We start from the raw sequence: 21,843 nt of genomic DNA, 5'->3' as shown, positions 1-21,843 counted from the left end.
TCCGTCATGCTGGTTCGCCATGGCAGTACGGCGCCGGGGAAGCCCGTCCGCCCATGTCACACGGTTTGCCGCCACCCTATCGGGTCCGCGGTGTCAGCTACGAGGGTAGTGCGGCCCAGGCGCTGGAATTCAACACTGTCGGGGGTAGGGACCATACTGCTTAGCGTGGATTCGGACATCGGTGACCAAGACGGTCTCAAGCGCGACGGAACGGCCGTGGATCGGGCCACCGGCGCGCCGACCGCCTTCATCGATGCCAGGGCGCTGATCGGCTGCCGCCATCGCCTGCGTCTGGACGCTACGCACCCCGACGCACTGATGGGCATCGCCGAGGACGCGGGCGTACGCCAGCGCCGGGATGCCGCCGTCGCCCACCGCTCCCGGGTGCGCGACGCGCTGGTCGGCGCGGACCCCGATGCCTGGGTGGTGATCGATCCCGGACTGCGCGCCGCCGAGCGCGCCGAAGCGACGATGCGCGCGTGCGAGATCGGCGCACAGCACATCTGGGGCGGCCTGCTGCCACAGGAGCCGGACACCGGCAGGCGCGGAGGTTCGGAGATCCTGCTGCGCGACGCCGATCGCGGCGGGTACATCCCGATCATCGTGGTGAACCACAAGGTGACCGATCCGCGTCAACCCGAGCGGGCCGACTTCCACCCCATCACCTCGGACCCCTATCGCTGGAATCCGCAGCCGGATCCGCACCGCAAGCTCCGACAGCAGCCGCGCGACCAGCAGCGGCTCGCCCATCTGCACCGGATGCTGCAACGGCACGGCCTGGCCAGCCCCGCGCTGGTCGGCGGCGTGATCGGCTTCGACTTCGATCGCATCCTGGTCCACGATCTGGCTCCGTTGCTGGCCGATTACGACCGCCGCTACGCCGACCGGATCGCGGTGGTGCGCGGCGAGCTGCCCACCATTCCCTCCAAAGTGCCCGAGTGCAGGCAGTGCCCGTGGTGGACGCGCGGGGTCGAGGGACCGAGCTGCGAGGGCTGGCTGATCGAACATCGCGACGTCAGCCTGGTGGCGCCCGGCTCCCGCGCCGAGGTACTGCGCAGGCACGACATCGAGACCATCGACGAACTCGCCGCCTGGGTGGGCGAGGAACCCGAGGACTGGCAGCACGGCCCGTTCGACGAGGCCGTGGTGACGGCACGGGCGTGGATCGCGGGCGCGCCGCTGGTGCGGCGGGTCGAGCAGGTTCGGGTGCGACGAGCGGACGTCGAGGTCGACGTCGACCTGGAGAGTTTCCAGGAATACGGCGCGTACCTGTGGGGAACGCTGCTGAACGGCGTGTACCGCCCGTTCGTCACCTGGGATCCGTTGCCCACCGAGGACGAGGGCCGCTCCTTCGGCGAGTTCTGGACCTGGCTGATGACGGTGCGCGCGGAGGCGGCGGCCACGGGCAGAACGTTTGCCGCGTATTGCTATTCGCGGACGGCGGAGGACAAGTGGCTGTACGAATCGGCGCGCCGGTTCGCGGGCCGCCCGGGCGTGCCGACGGTGGAGCAGGTACGCGCGTTCGTGGACGGACCGCAATGGGTGGACATGTTCCAAGCTGTGTCGGACCAGTTCATCTGCCCGAACGGCAAGGGACTGAAGAAGATCGCGCCGGTCGCGGGGTTCTCGTGGCGCGATCCGGAGGCGAGCGGCGAGGCGTCGATGAGCTGGTATCGGCTCGCGGTCGGTTACGACGACGGCGCGCCCGACCAGACCCAGCGCACCCGTTTGCTGGAGTACAACGAGGACGACGTGCGCGCCACCCAGGTGCTGCGCGAATGGATGACCACGCGTGCCGACGAAGAGGTTCCCGGTCTCGCCGACTTCCGGCCGGTTACCGATCCGCGATCGCACGGCGCCGTCCCGGATTACGCCGCGGTGCCACCTTCGGCCACGTAGTCCGAGCGCGGCTGTACCATCGCCGACGTGACAGAGCACGTCGAACAACTCGAGTTCCAGGCAGAGACACATCAGCTGCTAGAGCTGATGATCCATTCCGTCTACTCCAACAAGGACACCTTCCTGCGGGAGCTGATCTCGAATTCCTCCGACGCGCTGGACAAGCTGCGCCTGGAGTCCTTCCGGGACAAGGATCTGCACGTCGACACCTCGGACCTGCATATCGAGCTGGGGGTCGACAAGGACAACCGGATCCTGACCGTACGGGACAACGGCATCGGCATGTCGCGCGCCGAGGTCGTCGACCTGATCGGCACCCTCGCCAAGTCCGGTACCGCTGAGCTGCGCAAGAAGCTGAACGAGGCGAAGTCCGAGGCCGCGGCCGAGGAATTGATCGGCCAGTTCGGCATCGGTTTCTACTCGACGTTCATGGTGGCCGACAAGGTCACCCTGACCACCCGCCGCGCGGGCGAGACCACCGGAACCCGGTGGGAGTCGAGCGCGGGCAGCTCCACCTACACGATCGAGGAACTGGACGAGGCCCCGCAGGGCACGTCGGTCGCGCTTCACCTCAAGCCGGTGGACGAGGAGGATCACCTCTTCGACTACACCCTGGAGTGGAAGCTGCGCGAGATCGTCAAGAAGTACTCCGACTTCATCGCGTGGCCGATCCGCATGCAGGTGGAGCGGACCGTCACCGAGGGCGAGGGTGAGGACGCCAAGGAGACGACCATCCTCGAGGATCAGACGCTCAACTCGATGAAGGCGCTGTGGACGCGCCCCAAGAGCGAGGTCTCCGACGAGGAGTACAAGGAGTTCTACAAGCACGTCAGCCACGGCTGGGACGATCCGCTGGAGATCATCCCGTTGAAGGCCGAGGGCACGTTCGAGTACCAGGCGCTGCTGTTCATCCCCTCGCACGCGCCGTTCGACCTGTTCACCCGCGAGCACAAGCGCGGTGTGCAGCTCTACGTCAAGCGGGTGTTCATCATGGACAACTGCGAAGAGCTGATGCCGGAGTACCTGCGCTTCGTCAAGGGTGTGGTGGACGCGCAGGACCTGTCGCTCAACGTCTCACGCGAGATCCTGCAGCAGGACCGCCAGATCCAGATGATCCGCAAGCGCTTGGTGCGGAAGGTGCTGTCCACGGTCAAGGATCTGCAGGGCGCCGAGGACCAGACCAGCTACCAGACGTTCTGGAAGGAATTCGGCCGCGTCCTGAAGGAGGGCCTGCTCTCGGACTTCGACAACCGCGAGACCATCCTGCAGGTCTCCTCGTTCGCCTCGACGAACTCCGAGACCGAGCTGACCACGCTGGCCCAGTACGTGGAGCGGATGCCCGAGGGGCAGGACACGATCTACTACATGACCGGCGAGACCCGCCACCAGGTCGAGAGCTCCCCGCATCTGGAGGCGTTCAAGGCCAAGGGCCGCGAGGTGCTGATCCTGACCGACCCGGTCGACGAGATGTGGGTCGGCTCGGTGCCGGAGTTCGACGGCAAGGCGTTCCAGTCCATCGCCAAGGGCGAGGTCGATCTGGAGACCGAGGAGGAGAAGAAGGCCTCCGAGGCGCTGCGTGAGCAGCAGGACAAGGACTTCGCGGAGGTGCTGACGTGGCTTGGCAAGGCGCTGGAGCAGAACGTCAAGGAGGTGCGCCTGACCAACCGGCTCACCACCTCCCCGGCCTGCCTGGTCGGTGACGTGTTCGACTTCACGCCGATGCTGGAGCGGATGTACCGCGCCTCGGGGCAGGCGCTGCCGGAGAGCAAACGGATTCTGGAGCTGAACCCGGCCCACCCGCTGGTCACGGGCCTGCGCGACGCGTACGCCGCCAAAAAGGAGGAGGCCGACGCGGGCACGGCGACCGAGTTGTCGGAAACCGCCGAACTGCTGTTCGGCACGGCGGTGCTCGCCGAGGGTGGTGAGCTGAAGGATCCGGCGCACTTCGCCCACATCCTTACCGATCGGCTGACCCGCACGCTGTGAACCCGCCCGCGACCGGAGGACCACGTCGAGGTTCTCCGGTCGCGGCCGGTGCGGTCGGCGACGTTTCGGCCATTTCTCGGTTACGGTGACCGTCGAGGTGGCATATTCGCAGGACTGGGGAGTATGCCCCCGGGTGGCGCGGTTAGATGTGGATGCCTGAAAGGATCGTCACAACATGTCCGCAAACCCGCTTGCCGTCGCCGAGCCATGGGATCTCGTCGCCGACGGGTACGCCGAGTTCGCGCCCACCATCATGCGACCGTTCTCGGCGCGGGCGCTCGAGTTCGCCTCGTTGTCACCGGTGTCGCGGATCGTGGATGTCGCTGCCGGGCCGGGCACGCTCAGTCTGCTGGCCGCGGGCCAGGTCGCGCAGGTCGAGGCGATCGATTTCGCGGAGTCGATGATCGCCCGGTTGGCGAAGGACGCCGCTGCCGCCGGGCTGACGAACATCCGTGCGCGGGTGGGCGACGGGCAGAATCTGCCGTACGAGTCCGACCGGTTCGATGCCGGGTTCTCCATGTTCGGCCTGATGTTCTTCCCGGACCGCGCTCGTGGCTTCGCCGAACTGTTCCGGGTGCTGCGGCCGGGCGGCACCGCAGTGGTGTCGAGCTGGGCGCCGATCGCCGACTCACCGCTGATGCGGATGATGTTCGGCGCCCTGACCGCGGCCGACCCGAACATCCAGGAGCCGCAACCGAACTTCTTGAGCCTGGAGAATCCGGAGGTCTTCGAATCCGAGATGCGCGGCGCGGGTTTCGAGGCGGTGTCCATTCAGCGGCATTCGATCGCGCTCACGTTCGGCAGCCCCGAAGAGATGTGGGAGGCCATGGTGCGCAGTAGCGCCCCGTTGGAGCTCATGCGCCACAGTGTGAGCGCGGAGGTCTGGGGTCGGCGCGCCGCCGTCATGAAAGCGTTTCTCGCCGAGAAGTACCGGCCGAACTACCCGTTGTCCACCACGGCCTATCTCGGCATCGGGCACAAACCGCAGGCGTGAAAGACGGCAGCGCGCGGCCCTTCCAGGAGGGGCCGCGCGCTGCCGGAGTAGCGCAGCGGGATTACCGCGGCGCCATGCGCAGCGCGCCGTCCATGCGGATGGTCTCGCCGTTGAGGTAGTCGTGCTCGACGATGTACTGCGACAGCTGCGCGTACTCGTCCGGACGGCCCAGGCGGGACGGGAAGGGCACCCCTGCCTCGAGGCCCTTGCGGTATTCCTCGGTGACGCCGGCCAGCATCGGGGTGTCGATGATGCCGGGGGCGATGGTGTTCACCCGGATACCGAACTGGGCCAGGTCACGCGCGGCCGGAACGGTCATGCCGTGCACACCGCCCTTGGAGGCCGAGTAGGCGATCTGACCGATCTGGCCCTCGAACGCCGCGACGGAGGCGGTGTTGATGACGACGCCGCGCTGGCCGTACTCGTCCACGGCATCGGTCTTGGCGATCGCGTCGGCGGCCAGTCGCATGACGTTGAAGGTGCCGAGCAGGTTCACCGTGATGACCGTGCGGAACAGCTCCAGGTCGTGCGGGCCGTTCTTGGACAGGATGCGGCCCGCCCAGCCGACGCCGGCGCAGTTGACCACGATGCGCAGCGGCGCGCCGGACTCGACGACCTGCGCGACGGCCGCGGCGACCTCGTCGTTGCTGGTGACATCGGCGGGAATGAGGGTGACCCCGGCGGGCACGTTGTCGCCCGCGCGCTCGATCGACTGCGGTACATCGAGCCCGAAGACGGTGGCGCCCAGTTCGGCGAAACGCTTGGCGGTGGCGGCGCCGAGGCCCGATGCGCCTCCGGTGACAATGGCGGCGGAACCCGAAATCTCCACGATGGTCCTCTCGTTCGTGACAGCCAGTTGGCCTTTCGTCAATTGCACCCTAACCGGTGCGCGGCGCGCGGCCCTGCACGGCTCCCGCGACTCGTTCCCGGCGCGCACCCTCTTCGACCGGTCTGCGGACCCGACCGCGCAGAATGAAGCAGCCCAGTTCAGCTCCACCGAACACCGGAGTCACCGTATGACCGAATCGGCCCTCAGCGCACGTCTGCCCCGCGGCAGGCACGGCCTGCCGCGAGAGCAGGTGATCGCCTCGCAGCGCGAGCGGATCCTCGTCGCGACGGCGGAGGCCATGGCCGAGAACGGATATATCGGAACGTCCGTCGCGGCGATCCTGAAACGGGCGGGCGTGTCGCGGGAGACCTTCTACGAGCAGTTCCGGTCCAAAGAGGACTGCTTCGAGGCAGCCTACGAGCGTGCGGTGCAGCTGTTGCTCGACCGGATCGCCGCGGCCACCGGGACGGAAGACGACGCGGACGCCATCACCCGCATGGACCGGATCCTTCGCGCCTATCTCCAGTATCTGGTCGACGACCCGGCCAGCGCGCGGCTGTTCCTGGTCGAGGTGTTCGCCGTGGGGTCGGCGGCCATCGCGCGCCGCGCCCGGTTGCTGGAGCGGTTCGTCGAGTTGATCGCCGACGTGCTCGACGCTCGGACCGAGCCGCAGCGCTTCGCATGTCAGGCCGTGGCCGCGGCTATCGGTTCGATGGTCACCGCTCGGATCGCGGCAGGGGATGTGGACGGTCTGCCCGCGCTGCGGGAACCGCTGCTGGATCTGCTGCGCCGGGGTGGCGGACTGTATGGAGCCGCGCTGGACTCGTGCGGCGAGCCATTCGCGTGAGCAGCACCGCACCGGCCAGCGCCGGAGCCAGGGCCGCGAGTCCGGCGACGGCGGCGCCGCCGAGGGCCGGTGCGGCCGCGCCGAGCAGGGTCGCCGAGCCGAAGAAGAGGAAAAGCAGGCCCGAGCCGATGCCGATGGCATGCTCCGGCAGATGCTTGCCGACCAGGATGCCCACCGCGATGGCGAGCGCGTCGGCGGCGACCATGCCGATGGTCGAGCCGAGCCAGACGCCCACCCAGTCGTAGTCGGTGGCCAGCGCGGCGGTCGCGAACATGGTGCGATCGCCCAGTTCGGCGAGCAGGAACGCGGACAGCACCACCAAGAACGGCGCCCCGGCGGCCTTCGGCGTCTTCGGTTCCGGATCCTCATCGCCGGGGCCGAAGTGCTCACGCAGGGTCCACAGGCCGACGGCCAGGAAGGTGACGGCGGCGACCAGCGCGATCGCTCTGGTGGGCAGGGCCGCGCCGAGGAAGTGACCGACGCCGACCGAGATCAGGTGGACCGCGGCGGAAGCCGTCGCGATACCGCCCAGCACCACCCACCAGCGATAGCGCAGCGCGAACGTCAGCGCCATCAGCTGGGACTTGTCACCCACTTCGGCGAGAAAGACGATGCCGACACTCAGCAAGACGGTGGCGATCATGTGTGGCGGTTCTCCCAGGTCTCCGGCCTGCCGGTCGGAGATGTGGGGCTCCGGCCGACAACGAAATGGTTGTCCAGGCCGAAGGTCTCGCCCACCGGACGAATGCCGGTTCACACAGCCGGACCCGGGCCCTGGTGGACCGAGGGTCAGTATGTCGACTGTGCGATTGGGGGCTACTCCCCTTCGCTGTAGCCGACTCTACCCGCCGGAATCGGCTCCTGCCAACCCGCTGTAATCGAAATCGCCATGCGCACAATAAGTTTGGCGATCCAAGCGGCGAATTTCGGTTACCCCTCACGCGGCCAGCAGCATAGCCAGAACCGCGGTGTCGGGATCGCTGATCGGGTCCAGTCCGACCCGGCTGACCAGCGAGGTGATCGTTCCGTCCGACTCCGCTTCCACCCACGCGGCACGGTGTTCCAGCCCCAGATGGGGCACGCCGGGCAGCAGCACGCAGCCGGACGCCGCGCCGGCGCATTCGGGCAGCGAGGGGCGGGTTTCGGAAGGAGGATGCAACATCAGCAGCGCCGGTGGCACATGCTCGGCGAAATGGCCCGGCTCGACGGCTTCCTCGCCCAACACCGGCCCTTCGGCCAGCACCAGGCCGACCGTGCCGGGCGCGGGATCGTCGGGCAGGTCCTCCCGGACGCCGAAGACGGTCGAGGTCGTCAGCAACCCGGGTAGCGAAGCTACGCGCACGGCCAGGACCAGCACCTGAGCCCACTCCTTGGTGGTGTCCGGCCAGCGGCCGGAGATCAAGAAGCCACGCAGCGACCCGCGCGAATGGAACGGCGTGATGCCGATCGGTTCGTTCGTGCGCATTTCTGCCTCCCGTTGTCGAACCCGGGGGCGACCTTGCCCGTCCCTTTTTGTGTGGATCCCGAATATGAACCACGAGTCACCTGGCACACAAGTACCAAAGAGTGCCAATCGGACAGTCGGACGAAGATCGGCGGGCAATCGGGCTGCGCATGCGGCGGATCCGGCCCCACCTCGCAGGGGTCGAATTCCCGGTCACCGGGCGGGGTCCTCGGCAAAGTGCCCGCGTCACCGGGAAACAGAACGGGCCCGCGAACCCGGCCGCGCATGGCGGACGGATTCGCGGACCCGGTTCCGATGCTCGGGCTCAGCCGAAGATGAGGCCCTTGGCCTGCGAAGTGGCCTTGGCGAAGCGCTCTTGCACGTCGGCCCAGTTGACGACGTTCCAGAAGGCGGTCACGTAGTCGGCCTTGACGTTCTTGTACTGCAGGTAGAAGGCGTGCTCCCACATGTCGACCTGCAGCAGCGGGATGATGCCCAGCGGTACGTTGGCCTGCTGGTCGTAGAGCTGGAAGGTCAGCAGCTTCTGGCCGAGAGTGTCGAAGCCGAGCACCGCCCAGCCCGAGCCCTGCAGACCGTTGGCCGCCGCGGTGAACTGCGCGCGGAACTTGTCGAACGAACCGAACTGGTCGTCGATCGCCGCGGCGAGTTCGCCGACCGGCTTGTCGCCGCCGTTGGGGGAGAGGTTCTTCCACCAGATCGAGTGGTTGACGTGCCCACCCAGGTGGAACGCGAGGTTCTTCTCGTGCAGGAAGATGGCGCTGTGATCGCCCGACTCGCGAGCCGCTTCCAGCTTCTCCAACGCGGTGTTCGCACCGGCGACGTATGCGGCGTGGTGCTTGGAATGATGAAGCTCGTTGATCTGCCCGGAGATGTGGGGCTCCAGGGCGCTGTAGTCGTAATCCAGATCTGGCAGCGTGTACTCAGCCACGATGTCCCTTCCTATGTCGGGCCGGTTGTGCCCGTTGTTCCGAGCACAGCCAACCATCATTCGTACACCCGGTCGATTCCAACTCGGGCCCGCGCCCGCGCATTCCGGTGACGCCGCTCACAGCCTGCGGGTCGCGCACCGTCACATCACGCACATCGGCCCCACTGGAAACGCACGCGTAGCATCGAACCATGTCGTGGTACGACGAACTAGTGGGGCGTCTGAGCCTCCCCGAACCCGTCATGATCGCACCCGAGCAAGCCCTGCCAGGGCGGGCGGAGCCGCTCGACGTGCCGGATACCCACTACGTCAACGCTCACCCGATCCATCCGCCGTTTCCCGACGGGCTACAGCTCGCGGTCGTCGCGATGGGCTGTTTCTGGGGCGCGGAAAAAGGTTTCTGGGAACTCGACGGCGTCTACACCACGGCGGTCGGATATGTCGGCGGGTACACGCCCAATCCCAGCTACGAAGAGGTCTGCAGCGGACGGACGGGACACACCGAAGCCGTGCTCGTCGTGTTCGATCCCGCGGTGATCGACTACGCGGGCATCCTCAGGCACTTCTGGGAGAACCACGATCCCACCCAAGGCATGCGTCAGGGCAACGACCGCGGCACCCAGTACCGTTCGGCGATCTTCACCTTCGGCCCGGAGCAAGCCGATCTGGCCCGCTCGACGGCCGAGGCGTATGGCAAGCGCCTGGCCTCGGCGGGGTACGGGCGGATCACCACGGATATCGCGCCGCTGCCCGGCTTGGCCGCCTTCTACTACGCCGAGGGCTATCACCAGCAGTATCTGGCCAAGAACCCCGGCGGATATTGCCCGGTGCACGCCACCGGAGTGAGCTGCCCGGTGGGCACGGGCGCCTGAGCGGCGCTCACAGTGGCGGAGCGATACCGGGACGCATCGCCCGTGGATCACCCGCATCGTGCGCGCGCCACCACCGCGCGCCGCCCGCGACGAAGTCCGCCAGGGGAATCTGCTTGCCCCGCGTGTCGTATACGACGATGTCGTCGAACCACACCCGGACGTCCAGCTCGCGCGGATCGATGCCCTCCTCCTGGGAGAACTCCAGAACGTGCGCGGACTCCTGAGCATCGATCCGGGTATCGAAGCTGAGCAGTTCGCTCCACAGCGCCCAGCTGCTGTCGTCCAGATCGATGAACTCCCAGCCGTGCAGCCGCCCGCCGCCGAAGCTGCGGATCGCCTCGTCCAAGCCGTCCAGTTGCAGCGGCAGCACCCGGGGCTCCAGGTCGTCCCAGTGCTGCGTGCGCAGTGACGCGGCGACCCGGCTCACGCGGGTGAACCGCACCTGCACCCGGCTGTCCTCGGCGGCCGTCCCGTGTTCGGGGAGGGTCAGCACTTCGAGGTCGAGTCGTAGCTCGCCCGCGGTCTCGTCGACCGCGAGCCCGAGGCACGTGGCCTCGGACAACGCGACGTTGAGCCCTTCGGTGTCCATTCCGTGGCGTGGCCCCCTGCTCACGTTCATGCGCTCAGGCTACCGATCCTCGACGCCGGATCGCGGCATTTCGGCGGCGTTCCGAATTTCATGGAACCGAACGCGCCCAGGCCCCGTCAAAGTAGATGTCGGAACCCCTTCGGCCGCAGGTTCCGATGTCGGCGACGAATGGCCGCTCCGGGATCGATAGGAGGGGAGTCCCGGATCGGCCATTCGCACCGCACGGCCGTTAGGGGGTGAATCCTGTCACCTATCAGGCATTCGGCCTCTGATTCGGACCAAAGGTACGGGAACGCCCCGAATGTTAGCTGATAAGTTGCGCAAACGCTGCGCCAATGCGGCAAAATGCCCTCGACCGCTGCGCCTTGTGGATCAACCTGTGGATTATGTGGATAACTTCGCCCGAGTTATGCACAACCCGCATCGAGCGGGAAAATGGTCGGTTCCGGAAGGGAGAACATACCTGAAGTCGTCGCACGGTGTCGAGGCCGCTCCCCAAGGCATGGAACTGCGCGGCGGCCCGCCGCCCATGGCAGGATCGATTCTGTGACGAGCCCCCACGTTCCGTCGGTCACGGTGGAGGATGTGCCTGCCGAATTCGACAGCGCGCCCGCGTCGGCCGACACGCCGCGACAGATTCTGCTCGACGTTCGTGAGGACGACGAGTGGCGGCTCGGGCACGCCCCGGGTGCGACCCACATCCCGATGGTCGACGTCCCCGCCCGGATCGATGAGCTGGAGTACGACGCGGAACTCTATGTCATCTGCAGGCAGAGCGGCCGGTCCTTGCAGGTGGTCGAATATCTCGCGCACATCGGCTATGAGGCCGTTCAGGTCCGCGGGGGCATGGTGGCGTGGCAGCAGGCCGGGCGCCCGCTGGTCGCGGAGGGCGACCACGAGGCGAAGATCTACTGACGAAAGAACGAGGTGCGCGGGTGAGTACGGTGGTACAACCTTGTGCGCGCTGCGGTGCGCGCTGGGGCGTGCAAGGGGCGCCGATGCACTGGTGCCCGCGTTGCCGCGGCGTGCTCCTCTCGCCGGCGCCGATCGACGCGCCCGCCGACCGCCGCAACTACCGCTGGGTGGCCCGTAAACCGGATCACCGCGTCCGCAGGCAGCCGCCAGGGCCTGCCACGCGGAGCCGCACACCTAGGTACACGCGGATTCCGCGCTGGGGTCTGATCGACCCGCCGCCGCAGGCCGGGAGCGCGGTACGCCGTCCGCTGGACAAGTTGACCGACTCGGTGACCAGACTGCTCGTCGCCGCCGCGGCCGTTTTCGGGCTGGCGGCCGTCGCCGAGCTGGCGCGCTATGCGCTCTTGCTGCACAACCGGACGCGCCTGATCCACCCCGCCGTGCTCTTCGCCTCCGACGCGTTCGTAATCGGCGCGGGGGTGCTCGCGATCCTGATCGCGCTGCTGGCGGCCTTGTCCGCGGTCGGAAGGCTGATCGAGGTCAGGCAGGCGGCCTACGACGCCGCGGGTCGCAGCGACCCGCGTTCGCCGCGAGCGCTGATATCCGGCTGCCTGATCCCGGTGGTCAACTTGCTGTGGGCCGGGATCTTCCTCAGCGAAGTGGCCGCGTTGAAAGGAGATCCCCGGGCGGGACGGGCGGTTCGAATCTGGTGGGCGGCGTGGGTGTTCGGCGGGGTCGTCGCGGTGGCCGCGCTACTGTGGCGCACCGCGGATTCGTTGCAGGCGCAGGCGGATGGGGTGTTGTTCACCGCGGTCACCGACGCGGTCGCCGCGGCGGTCGCGCTGCTGACCCTGTGGGTGCTGCGCACGATCGAGGGCCGTGACCTGCTCGGTCGCTACCGGACCGCGCGCCGCTGGCTGATCGCGGTCGACCCCGCCGTGCCGGTGATCGAGCCGGTGCATCCCGGCGGACGCGCGCACGCGGCCGAACCGGCGGGCGCCGAGCGGGCACACGAGGACAACGGTGCTGAGGACCGTGAGCAGGAGGAGGTCATGGCCAAGTGAGCCAGGGCAGTCGCGCGCCATTCGTCGTCGCGCATCGAGGCGCCTCGGCGGCGCGCCCCGAGCACACGCTCGCCGCATACGAGCTGGCGCTGCAGGAGGGCGCCGACGGCGTCGAATGCGATGTCCGGCTGACCAGGGACGGGCATCTGGTGTGCGTGCACGATCGCACCGTCGACCGGACCTCCTCGGGCAGCGGGCTGGTCAGCGAGATGACGCTGGAGGAACTGCGGGTCCTCGATTTCGGCGCCGACGGCTCGCCCGCCTCGGTGCTGACCCTCAGCGAGCTGATCAGCCTGGTGCTGGACTGGCGCAGCAGGCCGACCAAACTGTTCATCGAAACCAAGCACCCGGTCCGCTACGGCGCGCTGGTGGAGAACAAACTGCTCGCCGAGCTCCAGCGGTTCGGCATCGCCACCCCGGCCTCCGCCGACCATTCCCGGGCCGTCGTGATGTCGTTCGCGGCCACCGCGGTCTGGCGCATCCGCCGTGCTGCTCCGCTGCTGCCCACCGTTCTGCTCGGTGAATCATCGCGCTACCTGGGCGGCTCCGCGGCGACAACCGTCGGAGCCACGGCCGTCGGACCCTCGGTGAAGACCTTGCGCGACCACCCCGAGTTGGTCGACAAGGCCGCCGCCGCGGGCCGCGCCACCTACTGCTGGACCGTCGACGACCCCGGCGACGTTCAACTGTGCGCCGACCTCGGCGTCAGCTGGATCGCCACCAATCACCCCGGCCGCACCAAGGCGCTGCTCCCGGCCGCCTGAATCGGCCGTGCGGGTGATCGGGCCGCGCGCCCGACTCCTCCCGCCCATCGACCCGCATACTCGCACCCGCGTGCGCGCCGGTGGCCCGCGGCGTCCACAACCCAGCCGCCTGCGGAGGTCTTGGATGGCAGGTCGCGAGGCGAACGACCACGCGCGGTCGACGGTACTCGAGCTCGAAGAGACCGCGGACACGAGCTCGAATGCTGACGTGCTCAGCTCACCTCGACTCCCGGTTTCGAGCGAGACCGAGCATCCGCCGTTCGCGGCCATGAAGGGGCCGCGAACACCCAGCGCCGCAGCCGGTGGAAATCAACACAGTCGCGAACACGCCGCGCCGCAGGCGCGGCCGGTCCAACACTGTGTAGGTTGACCCCTCGTGGGTAAGAGCAAGCGCAACAGTCCTAAGCCCGGCGGGAACCGGGCCCAGCGTCTCGCCGAGCGGCGGGCAGCGCAGGAGCAAGCGGCACAGGCCGTCACGCGTCCGTTCGAGGGCTTGGCCGCGGAGTGCGATCTGGTCGCGCTCCGTGAATTCGTTCCCTCCGCCACCGCGCGGTTGACGCCGGTGGCGTCGGTCGCGGCCGAGCGGCCGGTCGTGCTCGCCACGGTGCTGCCCGGCGCGGTGGCCGCGCTGGTGCGCGCCGGCGACGAGCCCAGCGGGTACGTGGGCGTGCAGACGCAATTCCAAGGCGCCGACCCGGCCGCCGATCTGGCCGCGGCGATCCTGTGGACCCAGTCCGCCGAGCCGGGCGATTCGCTGACCTCCGTGGCGAGCGTCGCGGGCGGCCCGCGGCTGGCCGATGTCATCGATCCCGCCGCGAACCTGGAGCTGACCGTGCACCAGGACTTCGACTGGTGGGTGCCTGCCGGAGTCGAGCCCGACGCGCAGGTCGCCGCCACCATCGAGCAGGCCAAACAGGCGATCATGCCTTCGGCGCGGCTCGGGCTGGACGCGGACGCGATCGGCGCGGCCTGGTGGGTGGACGCGGGTGAGAAAGCGCACATCCGCTGGGTGCGGCCGGAGGACGAGGACGCGCTCATGCTGGCGCTGGCTCGCCTGCACGCCTCCGGTGGCCTGCACCTCGGCGAGGGTTCCCGATTCGCCGGGTCGTTCCGTACGCACGGTGTGCTGGTCCCGGTGTTCGACCTGGACCCGGAGCTGCACCCCGACGAATGGGTGAAGCCCGCAACCGAATTCGGTGCGCGCCTGTCCGAGGCGCTGGCCGTCGACGCCCCGCTGACGGCCGACGAGCGCCGCTCCCGTGACGGCCTGCGGTCACGTCAGGTCACACTGCGCTGAGCCAGGGGATGGGATTCATGCGAATTCCCTATCGATCCGCTGCGACGGTTTTCGATTGCCGTCGATAACGCTGGAAGAGAGGGAACTCTCACCGACTCGCGGTGAAAGTGCCGAAACCGTCTCGCGCGGATTTCACGGGCAATAAGGCGCCGGACGGCGGCAGGCCCGGTTCCTGATAAGGAACCGGGCCTGTTCGCCTTCTCGGCGCGAACTCCGTCAGACGGAGCCGCCCGCCACCGAAGGCGCACCGGAGGTGTCGCTCGGGCCGCTCATTTCCCGGGCGACGAATTCCTCCAGGTCGAACAGGTTCGACCCCGCGCGATCGGCGATGGTGAGCAGTGTGGTCATGTTCGCGACTTCCTCGACCTGTTCCTTCAGGAACCACTGCATGAACTGTTCGCCGAGGTAGTCGCCCTCTTCCCGGGCGGTGCTCGCCAGCTGGATGATCTGCTCGGTGACCGTCTTCTCCTGGGCGAGCGCGAGCGCGATCGGCTCCCGAGCGCTCTCGAAATGCGATTTCGCCGCGTCGACGCCGGAAATCTCGATGCTGATATCCCGGTCCAAGAAGTACTGCACGATCATCATCGCGTGATTGCGCTCTTCGACCGACTGCTTGTAAAACCGCTTGGCCAGCTGCGGCAGGTCGGCATTGTCGAACCACACCGCAATCGCGATGTACTGATGCTCGGCATTGAATTCGTGCCGGATCTGATCGTGCAACAGGCTGTGAAATTTGCTGCGGGGTGAGTCCGGATGGCTTGACATGGCATCGACATTAGCGCTGGTCAGATCCCATGTCATCCAAGTGCAGCCTTATTGAGGCTAGTGTTGCCTAATTAATTCCGCGCTGCTCCAGCCATTTTCGGCGCCGGAATATCGGTGCGCTGCGGCGCCCGCATCTCCCGGGCGACGAACTCCTCGACGTCGAACAACTGGCCGTCGGCGCGGTCGAGCACGGCCAACAGCGTGGTCATCCGGGCGACGCTCTTCACCTGTTCCTCCAAGAACCACCGGACGAATCGTTCGCCCAGATAGTCACCGGTGGTGCGGGCCGCGCGGGCCAGATCGCTGATGCGGGTGCTGCGGTCCTGTTCGATCTCCAGCAGCAGAGCGACTGCGCCGCGCGGGGTTTCGAAGGTCGACGCGATCTCCTCCAGGCCCCCGATCTGCACCGGGAGATCCCGGTCCAGCAGGTACTGCACCATGCGCAGCGCATTGCCGTAGTGCTCGCGTGACCGGCCGTAGGCGTGTCCGGCCAATTGCGGCAGCCTGCGCGAGTCGAAGTACACGGCGGCGGCGAGATACTGCTGGGCGGCGGTGAATTCGTGACGGATCTGCGTGCGCAGCAAGTCGGGGAAGGACTCGTCGGCCTTGTCGGTGTCCGGCATGGCATCGACGCTACCGCGTCAGCAGATCCTCCGGGATGGCACGGTCGTCGGCCAGTGCGTCGAAGAACCGGCCGGCCTTCTCCTTGTCCCACAGCAGGACGTTGCCGCTGTCGGTGTCGTCGAATCCGCCGATCGGTACCGTCGTGGCGACGGTTTCGCCGCGCAGCGCCCAGCCCAGCCCACCGAGGTCCCAGATGTGGTCGCCGTTATCGACCTTCAGCGACTTTGCGGTGTCGGAGGCCAGCGGCCAGAGCTTGAACGGGTTGGCCAGGGTGGCGCCGCTGGTCGCCTTCTTCAGCAGGGCGGCCATGAACAGGCGCTGATTGTTCATCCGGTCGATGTCCGCGAGCGCGGTCGCCCGGCTGCGGACGAAGCCCAACGCCTGTGGTCCGTTCAGCCGCTGGCAGCCCGCTGGCAGGTCGATGCCGGCGAGCGGGTCGTCGATCGCCTTGGGGACGCACACGTCGATGCCGCCGAGGGTGTCGACCACGCCGGCGAAACCGCCGAAACCGATCTGCGCGTAGTGGTCGATGCGCAGTCCGGTGGCGATCTCCACGGTCTGCACCAGCAGCGCGGGGCCGCCGATGGCGAACGCGGCGTTCAGCTTGTCCTTGCCCTGGCCCGGTATGCCGACATACGAGTCGCGCGGCAGGCTGACCAGGGTGGTCTTGCCCGATTTCGGCACGTGCACCAGCATGATCGTGTCGGTGCGCTCGGGACCCACCTCGCCGCCGGTGGCGAGTTCCTGCTCCTGCTCAGGGGTCAGCTCACCGCGGCCGTCGGAGCCGACCAGCAGCCAGTTCGTGCCGGGGGTGTTCCCGACCCGCTTGGCGTAGTTCGCCAGCGCGGGGATGCGGTTGAGCGAGTTGTCCAGTTGGATGACGGCGCCGACGGCCGCGATCACCAGTACCAGCAGGATCACCAGGAACCAGCGGAACGGGTGCCGCTTGCGGCGCGGCCGCGGCGCTCGCGGGGGCCGTGCGCCGCGGGGTGGCACGGGCGGTGGGCCCTCGCGCAACGGTCGTGGCTTCCGGGGCGGCGTGGGCGGCGGACCTTCGTGATAAGACACCGGGCGCTGCGTGGGGGCGTGCGTAGGAGCTTCGTGATGCGGCGCCGGACGCTGCGTGGGGGCGTGCCTGCGGGACGGGGGAGGCGGTGGCATTCGTCGTGCCTGTTCCGGCGGGACCTGCGAATATGCCAACGGCTGCCCGTGCGGGTCGACCGCTCCATCGCGACGCATCACCTGGGTGGGCTCGATCGGCGGCGGCGCGCCGGGACCGGGCGGTGGCATGCGGCGGCGCATGGGAGGCTCACCGGGCTTGCCGGGCGGCGGCATCCGGCGCGTGTGCGCGTTGCGCTGGGGGTCGTCGCCGTTCATCACTGAAACTCTACTTATCGGGCGGTTGTGAGGTGTCGCATGTGGACACCGGGCGCACACGGAAGCGGCGCTGCTTCCTAATTCGCACGCGGCGCCGGGTTGTTAGCGTTCCGGAGGGCACGGTTGCGTCACGGGAGCCACGAAACATGGCCGCGCAGAAGGGTATAGCCGAGATAGGCGACCGCGTCGATGGTCGCGTGCGCGAGCACCAGCGGCCACAGCCGGTTCGTGCGCTGCCAATAGCGACCGAATATGACGCCCATCACAAAGTTTCCGAGCCCTCCGCCCAATCCCTGATACAAGTGATAGCTGCCACGCAGCAGCGCCGAGGCCAGCAGCGCCGAGTTCGCCGACCATCCGAGCCTGCGCAGCCGGGTGAGCAGGAACGCCACCACGATCACCTCTTCGGCCAGGGCATTCGCGCAGGCCGAGAGGATGAGCGCGGGCAGCCGCCACCAGTAGTCGCCGAGCGAGGCGGGCACGATCGTCACGCTGAGGCCCAGTGCGTGGGCCAGGAGATACAGTCCCAGCCCCGGCAGGCCGATGATCGCGGCGAGCGTCAAGCCGGGTAACACGTCCGCACGCCACCGGACCCGATTCGCCAGCCCGATCAGTCGCGGCCCGATGCCGCCGCGCCACAGCAGATACAGGCCCAAGGCCGCCCACCCGACCAGCCGCAGCACGCTGAGCAGCTGGAACAGCAGGTCGATAGTGGATTGCGTGGACCGCGACGGGTTCAGCGCGACGGTCCGCCCACCGATCCCGCCCGGCGCGAGCGCACTCTCCACCAGCGAGAGCGCGGCGCTGAGCCCGCTGAGCCCGAAGGTGACGAGCAGCACCACCGCGATCTCGAGTTTGAGCGCCAGCCGCTCGCGACCGGTCGGCTCGGCCTCGTCCCACTGAGCATCGGACTCCGCACGCATGGGTCGAATCTATTGCGCTCGCCGGGCCCGGCGTGCGGCGCGTCACCGTCGGAACTCCGCGACGGGCCGGAACTCGCCCGCCTCTTGCGCCACCACGCTTCCTGTCGTAGTCGCGTCAGGCCGGCCTGCCGCCGTGGTCGGCCTGCGTCGTGCTCGAGTAGTCACGTGATCGAGCCGGTCCGTGAACGAGCGGCCATGTCCGCGGAGTCGGGCCGCCACCGTGCTCGTGTCGCCTCGTTCTGCCGTGCCGTAGGGGGTGGTCACCAGGTCGAGCTGGAGCGGGCTCGGGCGGCCACCCCGGTCTCGCGGTGAACGAGCAGCCCCTGATCGAGTTGGGCCGTGGACGAGCAGTCACCTGGTCGATCCGGGCCGTGCTCGAGCGATCATCTGATTTTCCGTGCCCGGGTGCTCACCCGGTCGTGCTGCGCTCGGGCGGACACGGGTCGAGCTGGGCTGTGGTCGGTGGCACCCTGTCGTGCCCGTAGAGCCCTGCGCGCGGATTCCGGCAGCCGCGCCGCAGGGGCACTGGGCGATCGGGACCCAGTGGCCGGGGAAGGCGGGCGAGAGTCCCGGCGTCGAAGTGTCCGGCTTCCGTGCCCGCGAGCGGCGGGGCGGGGACAGGCCGGGTGGGCCTTCGCACCGGGTCAGATGCGGCGCAGGCCATTGAGGAACGGGCAGCCTGCCAGCGTGCGTACGGCCCGGCTGAGGCCTTCGATGTCGTCGGCCGGAGCGCTGAACGGCAAGCGGAAGTCGTGGTCGCCGTCGTGTCCCTCCACCCGCAGGGTGAGCCCGTAGCGGTCGATCGCGAGCGGGTGCACGATGCCGCGCTGCAGGTGCGGCGGCAGGTGCCTGGCCAGCTGGGCGACGATATCGGCGTGGTCGGCCTGCATGTGCTGTAGCCATGCGGATTCCATGGCGCAGAACGGATCCGGCTGCGCCGAGCGCAACTCGTCGCTGCTCACCGATTCCGCGCCGGTCGAGTCGGCCACCACCGCGGAGTTGATCACCAGCCGCAGCAGCGTGGCGCCGAAGCCGATGTCGAGCAGCCCGGGATGCGGGTGCTCCTTGGCCACCTCGGAGGCCAGTGCGCGCTGCGCCTGGGTGGGCACCGCACGCACCCAGCCGCGCAGCCAGACCAGTGCGCGCACCGGCTCGCGCAGCGGCAGCGGGGCATGATCGGTGAGCTCGAGCACCGCGGGCGCGCCGTGCTCGCCGGAATTGCCCGCCAGGATCGCGGCCACCGAGGCGGTGGGCACCGCGATCACGGCGTCGCCGCACTGGCGTACGTGGTGCACCGACGCGGGGGTGGGATCGATGCCCGGCATGGCCAGCACCGCTTGCTCCGCGTGGGCGCACGCGCTGCGCACCCGCTCGGCGGTGGACGGTGCGACGGTCGAGGACGGACTCGGCATACAAACCTCCGTGGAGCGGGCGGCACGCAATATTGATTAGGTTACCCTAAGCTAAGTGGCGGCGCGTCGGTTCCGCAAGCGTTCCGATCGAACCGAATCGAACCGAACCGGGTGGCATCGCGGCCGACCGCGGTGAACCTCATGGGCACCGGGTCCTGCGGGCAGTCGATCTCCGGTTGAACAGGGTTGTTACGGTGAGGCCGTGTCGGAAGGGACGGAATCCGGAGAACCGGTGCTGGTGACGTTGTCGACGCCGCCGCGGCGCAGTCTGGTCGACGGGTTGGTCCGCAACATCGGCGCAAGCCCCGCCGCGCCGACCGTGGAACTGGACGCGCCGGACAGCGGGATCGCGGAGTTCCTCGCGCAGGTCGCACACTCCGATACCGGCTTCGTCGCGCGTACCACCTCCGCTGAGCGCGCGGTGGCCATCGTCGCCGCGACGGCCGCCGCACTGTGCGGCGAAGACATCGGCGCCGCACTGCGCAACCCCGATATCGCCTTCCTGACTTCCCTGAAACCACCGGCCGTCGAGGCGGTCAGATCGGTCCTGCTCGCCATCGAAACCGAGGCCGGTGACCGGGTGAACGACGCGTTGCGGGTGCTCAACAAGGGTTGAACGACGCTCGGGCGGCCGTGCAACAGCGGCCGCGCGGTGGCCAGGCCTTCCGCGATTGGTGGGGAGCCGGGCGAGCGCGCAAGTAATCTCGTATCCGTGCCGCGAATCGCGTACTTCGGGCCGTCCGGAACCTTCACCGAGATGGCCCTCGCCCAACTCGAATCCTCGGGAACCTTCGACGGACCCGTCGAGCGGATTGCCGCGCCCAGCCAAGGGGCCGCGCTCGACCTGATCCGCTCCGGCTACGCGGACGGCGCGGTGGTGCCCATCGAGAGTTCCGTCGAGGGGTCGATCTCGGCGACGCTCGACTCGCTGGCAATCGGCCCGCGTCTGCAGATCGTCGCCGAGACCGAACTCGAGGTGAGTTTCACGATCCTGGGCAAGCCGGGCACGGCGCTTCCGGAGGTGCGCACCCTCGCCGCATACCCCGTGGCCGCAGCCCAGGTGCGGCTGTGGGTGGCGCGGCATCTGCCGCAGGCGCAGCCCTACACCTCGGCGTCCAACGCCGCGGCCGCGGAAGACGTGGTGGCCGGTCACGCCGATGCCGCCGTGTCGACCGCTCTGGCGGGCGAGCGGCTGGGGTTGATCGCACTGGCCTCCGGAGTAGCCGACCACGAGCAGGCCGTCACGCGCTTCGTGCTGTGCACCCGGCCCACGGTTGCGCCGCCGGCCACGGGCGCCGACCGTACCTCGATCGTGCTCGAATTGCCGAATGTACCGGGCTCGCTGATGCGCGCCTTCGCCGAATTCGCCACGCGCGGAATCGATCTGACCAGGATCGAGTCGCGGCCCACCCGAACCGGCATGGGCACCTACCGGTTTTATCTCGACTGCGTCGGGCACATCGACGACACGGCGGTGGCCGAGGCGCTCAAGGCGCTGCACCGCGCCGCGCGGATCCGCTTTCTCGGGTCCTGGCCGGCGACGTCGGCGATCGGCACGCCGCCACCGTCCGACGAAGCCGCGTCGGAGTGGTTGATTCAGCTGAGGAAGGGGAAGGCGGACCTATGACCGGGAGGTTGATTCTGGTCCGGCACGGGGAGACCGAAGGTAACGTCGCCAAGCTGCTGGATACCAGAATTCCAGGCCTACCGCTGACCGAACGCGGTGCGGCACAAGCGAAGACATTCGGTGAAGGCCTGCTCCGCGCGCCGAAGGTGCTGTTCTCCTCGGTGGCGCTGCGGGCACGCCAGACGGCGAGCTACATCGAGGCGGCGACCGGTGTCGCCGCCATGGTCCTGGACGGACTGCACGAGGTGCAGGCCGGGGACCTGGAGGGCCAGCACAGCGAGGACGCGCACCAGAGGTTCCAGCAGATCTACCGCGCCTGGCACGAAGGCGATCTCACATTGCGAGTGCCCGGCGGCGAGTCCGCCCAGGATGTGCTGGATCGTTTCCTGCCCGTGATCGCGGAGTTGCGGAGCACGTATCTGACGCCGGAGGACGGCGGGCACGGCGACGTGATGGTGGTCAGCCACGGTGCGGCCATGCGGCTCGTCGGCCGCACGCTCGCGGATGTTCGACCGCCATTCACCACGAACAACCACCTGGACAACACCGAGACCATCGAGTTGGTGCCGACGCCGGACGCCGGGTGGGAGTGCATTCGCTGGGGCCGGTTCACGCCGCCGTTCGGCTACGACGTCGCGCCGACCCCCGACGATCCCATGGGTTAGC

Annotated in this window: 21 protein-coding genes and 1 pseudogene; 12 read left to right on the top strand and 10 right to left on the bottom strand. The window is 68.4% G+C overall.

Translation table 11 applies throughout. The annotated features are described in order from the left end of the window. Positions 1-216 precede the first annotated feature (216 nt). The 3 genes from NA8_RS01075 to NA8_RS01065 all read left to right on the top strand — a co-directional run bounded on the left by NA8_RS01075 (position 217) and on the right by NA8_RS01065 (position 4,879). Positions 217-1,899 carry a TM0106 family RecB-like putative nuclease gene (locus tag NA8_RS01075; protein ID WP_174550022.1) on the top strand — a complete coding sequence of 561 codons (1,683 nt, stop codon included), beginning with the start codon at positions 217-219 and terminating at the stop codon, positions 1,897-1,899. Positions 1,900-1,926: 27 nt separating this feature from the next. Next, positions 1,927-3,885, top strand: coding sequence for a molecular chaperone HtpG (htpG, locus tag NA8_RS01070; protein ID WP_063048432.1), 1,959 nt, complete (start codon positions 1,927-1,929; stop codon positions 3,883-3,885). Between the two features lie 175 nt (positions 3,886-4,060). Then, complete coding sequence (locus NA8_RS01065; protein ID WP_063048431.1) at positions 4,061-4,879, top strand: class I SAM-dependent methyltransferase; 819 nt, start codon at positions 4,061-4,063, stop codon at positions 4,877-4,879. Between the two features lie 61 nt (positions 4,880-4,940). On the opposite strand, the gene NA8_RS01060 is transcribed toward NA8_RS01065, so the two are convergent. Then, positions 4,941-5,708 (bottom strand): SDR family NAD(P)-dependent oxidoreductase, encoded by a 768-nt coding sequence (locus NA8_RS01060; RefSeq protein WP_040864299.1) that lies wholly within the window; start codon positions 5,706-5,708, stop codon positions 4,941-4,943. Between NA8_RS01060 and NA8_RS35645 the strand changes: the two are divergent. Beyond that, positions 5,683-6,111: pseudogene (locus NA8_RS35645) on the top strand (TetR/AcrR family transcriptional regulator); the annotation flags it as partial. The gene NA8_RS01060 and the pseudogene NA8_RS35645 overlap by 26 nt on opposite strands. A gap of 313 nt (positions 6,112-6,424) precedes the next feature. Here NA8_RS35645 and NA8_RS01050 read toward each other — a convergent pair. The 3 genes from NA8_RS01050 to NA8_RS01040 form a co-directional block, all read right to left on the bottom strand. Beyond that, complete coding sequence (locus tag NA8_RS01050) at positions 6,425-7,198, bottom strand: TMEM165/GDT1 family protein (protein ID WP_084466419.1); 774 nt, start codon at positions 7,196-7,198, stop codon at positions 6,425-6,427. A 294-nt stretch (positions 7,199-7,492) separates the two neighbouring features. Further along, entirely contained in the window at positions 7,493-8,020 is a 528-nt protein-coding gene (locus tag NA8_RS01045) for a hypothetical protein (protein WP_063048429.1), read from the bottom strand. Positions 8,021-8,324: 304 nt separating this feature from the next. Further along, positions 8,325-8,948 (bottom strand): superoxide dismutase, encoded by a 624-nt coding sequence (locus NA8_RS01040; protein WP_039794275.1) that lies wholly within the window; start codon positions 8,946-8,948, stop codon positions 8,325-8,327. A gap of 191 nt (positions 8,949-9,139) precedes the next feature. On the opposite strand from NA8_RS01040, the gene msrA reads away from it, so the two are divergent. Continuing rightward, entirely contained in the window at positions 9,140-9,820 is a 681-nt protein-coding gene (gene msrA, locus NA8_RS01035) for a peptide-methionine (S)-S-oxide reductase MsrA (protein ID WP_063048428.1), read from the top strand. Positions 9,821-9,827: 7 nt separating this feature from the next. Here the strand turns inward: msrA and NA8_RS01030 are convergent, their stop codons facing one another. Then, positions 9,828-10,439, bottom strand: coding sequence for a hypothetical protein (locus NA8_RS01030; protein WP_063048427.1), 612 nt, complete (start codon positions 10,437-10,439; stop codon positions 9,828-9,830). 516 nt (positions 10,440-10,955) lie between these two features. Between NA8_RS01030 and NA8_RS01025 the strand changes: the two genes are divergently transcribed. The 4 genes from NA8_RS01025 (at position 10,956) to NA8_RS01010 (ending at position 14,449) form a co-directional block, all read left to right on the top strand. Then, a complete protein-coding gene (locus NA8_RS01025; protein ID WP_439957354.1) occupies positions 10,956-11,324 on the top strand; it encodes a rhodanese-like domain-containing protein in 369 nt (122 codons plus the stop codon). 20 nt (positions 11,325-11,344) lie between these two features. Next, positions 11,345-12,388, top strand: a complete 1,044-nt coding sequence (locus NA8_RS01020) for a DUF4328 domain-containing protein (RefSeq protein ID WP_245663617.1) — start codon at positions 11,345-11,347, stop codon at positions 12,386-12,388. Further along, on the top strand, positions 12,385-13,152 hold the full coding sequence (locus tag NA8_RS01015) for a glycerophosphodiester phosphodiesterase (protein WP_063048424.1): 768 nt from the start codon (positions 12,385-12,387) through the stop codon (positions 13,150-13,152). The genes NA8_RS01020 and NA8_RS01015 overlap by 4 nt, the downstream gene beginning before the upstream one ends. Before the next feature lie 376 nt (positions 13,153-13,528). Beyond that, the gene (locus NA8_RS01010; RefSeq protein ID WP_063048423.1) at positions 13,529-14,449 is read left to right on the top strand and encodes a DUF5926 family protein; all 921 of its coding nucleotides are present in this window, start codon (positions 13,529-13,531) and stop codon (positions 14,447-14,449) included. A 216-nt stretch (positions 14,450-14,665) separates the two neighbouring features. Here NA8_RS01010 and NA8_RS01005 read toward each other — a convergent pair whose 3' ends face one another. From NA8_RS01005 to NA8_RS00985, 5 genes are all read right to left on the bottom strand, one after another. Next, entirely contained in the window at positions 14,666-15,214 is a 549-nt protein-coding gene (locus NA8_RS01005) for a ferritin (RefSeq protein WP_063048422.1), read from the bottom strand. Between the two features lie 71 nt (positions 15,215-15,285). Then, positions 15,286-15,837 (bottom strand): ferritin, encoded by a 552-nt coding sequence (locus NA8_RS01000; RefSeq protein ID WP_063048421.1) that lies wholly within the window; start codon positions 15,835-15,837, stop codon positions 15,286-15,288. Positions 15,838-15,847: 10 nt separating this feature from the next. Continuing rightward, positions 15,848-17,215 (bottom strand): LCP family protein, encoded by a 1,368-nt coding sequence (locus NA8_RS00995; protein ID WP_084466415.1) that lies wholly within the window; start codon positions 17,213-17,215, stop codon positions 15,848-15,850. 128 nt (positions 17,216-17,343) lie between these two features. After that, the gene (locus tag NA8_RS00990; RefSeq protein WP_063048420.1) at positions 17,344-18,138 is read right to left on the bottom strand and encodes a CPBP family intramembrane glutamic endopeptidase; all 795 of its coding nucleotides are present in this window, start codon (positions 18,136-18,138) and stop codon (positions 17,344-17,346) included. 644 nt (positions 18,139-18,782) lie between these two features. Then, positions 18,783-19,550 (bottom strand): DUF2470 domain-containing protein, encoded by a 768-nt coding sequence (locus NA8_RS00985; RefSeq protein WP_063048419.1) that lies wholly within the window; start codon positions 19,548-19,550, stop codon positions 18,783-18,785. 202 nt (positions 19,551-19,752) lie between these two features. Between NA8_RS00985 and NA8_RS00980 the strand changes: the two genes are divergently transcribed. The 3 genes from NA8_RS00980 to NA8_RS00970 all read left to right on the top strand — a co-directional run bounded on the left by NA8_RS00980 (position 19,753) and on the right by NA8_RS00970 (position 21,842). Beyond that, positions 19,753-20,166, top strand: a complete 414-nt coding sequence (locus NA8_RS00980; RefSeq protein WP_063048418.1) for a hypothetical protein — start codon at positions 19,753-19,755, stop codon at positions 20,164-20,166. A 96-nt stretch (positions 20,167-20,262) separates the two neighbouring features. Beyond that, positions 20,263-21,177 (top strand): prephenate dehydratase, encoded by a 915-nt coding sequence (pheA, locus tag NA8_RS00975; protein WP_063048417.1) that lies wholly within the window; start codon positions 20,263-20,265, stop codon positions 21,175-21,177. After that, positions 21,174-21,842, top strand: a complete 669-nt coding sequence (locus NA8_RS00970) for a histidine phosphatase family protein (protein ID WP_063048416.1) — start codon at positions 21,174-21,176, stop codon at positions 21,840-21,842. The genes pheA and NA8_RS00970 overlap by 4 nt, the downstream gene beginning before the upstream one ends. The last annotated feature ends 1 nt before the right edge of the window (position 21,843 follow it).

Source organism: Nocardia arthritidis NBRC 100137, assembly GCF_001612765.1.
In the GTDB taxonomy this organism is placed as follows: Bacteria; Actinomycetota; Actinomycetes; order Mycobacteriales; family Mycobacteriaceae; genus Nocardia; species Nocardia arthritidis.
This window is presented reverse-complemented; position numbering and strand designations above follow the sequence as displayed.

Coding starts and splice junctions, on each gene's coding strand:
- NA8_RS01000 (WP_063048421.1), bottom strand. CDS start 15,837: ATGCCGGACACCGACAAGGCCGACGAGTCCTTCCCCGACTTGCTGCGC.
- NA8_RS00995 (WP_084466415.1), bottom strand. CDS start 17,215: ATGAACGGCGACGACCCCCAGCGCAACGCGCACACGCGCCGGATGCCG.
- NA8_RS01065 (WP_063048431.1), top strand. CDS start 4,061: ATGTCCGCAAACCCGCTTGCCGTCGCCGAGCCATGGGATCTCGTCGCC.
- NA8_RS01030 (WP_063048427.1), bottom strand. CDS start 10,439: ATGAACGTGAGCAGGGGGCCACGCCACGGAATGGACACCGAAGGGCTC.
- NA8_RS01005 (WP_063048422.1), bottom strand. CDS start 15,214: ATGTCAAGCCATCCGGACTCACCCCGCAGCAAATTTCACAGCCTGTTG.
- NA8_RS00970 (WP_063048416.1), top strand. CDS start 21,174: ATGACCGGGAGGTTGATTCTGGTCCGGCACGGGGAGACCGAAGGTAAC.
- msrA (WP_063048428.1), top strand. CDS start 9,140: ATGTCGTGGTACGACGAACTAGTGGGGCGTCTGAGCCTCCCCGAACCC.
- NA8_RS01050 (WP_084466419.1), bottom strand. CDS start 7,198: ATGATCGCCACCGTCTTGCTGAGTGTCGGCATCGTCTTTCTCGCCGAA.
- NA8_RS00985 (WP_063048419.1), bottom strand. CDS start 19,550: ATGCCGAGTCCGTCCTCGACCGTCGCACCGTCCACCGCCGAGCGGGTG.
- NA8_RS00990 (WP_063048420.1), bottom strand. CDS start 18,138: ATGCGTGCGGAGTCCGATGCTCAGTGGGACGAGGCCGAGCCGACCGGT.
- NA8_RS01045 (WP_063048429.1), bottom strand. CDS start 8,020: ATGCGCACGAACGAACCGATCGGCATCACGCCGTTCCATTCGCGCGGG.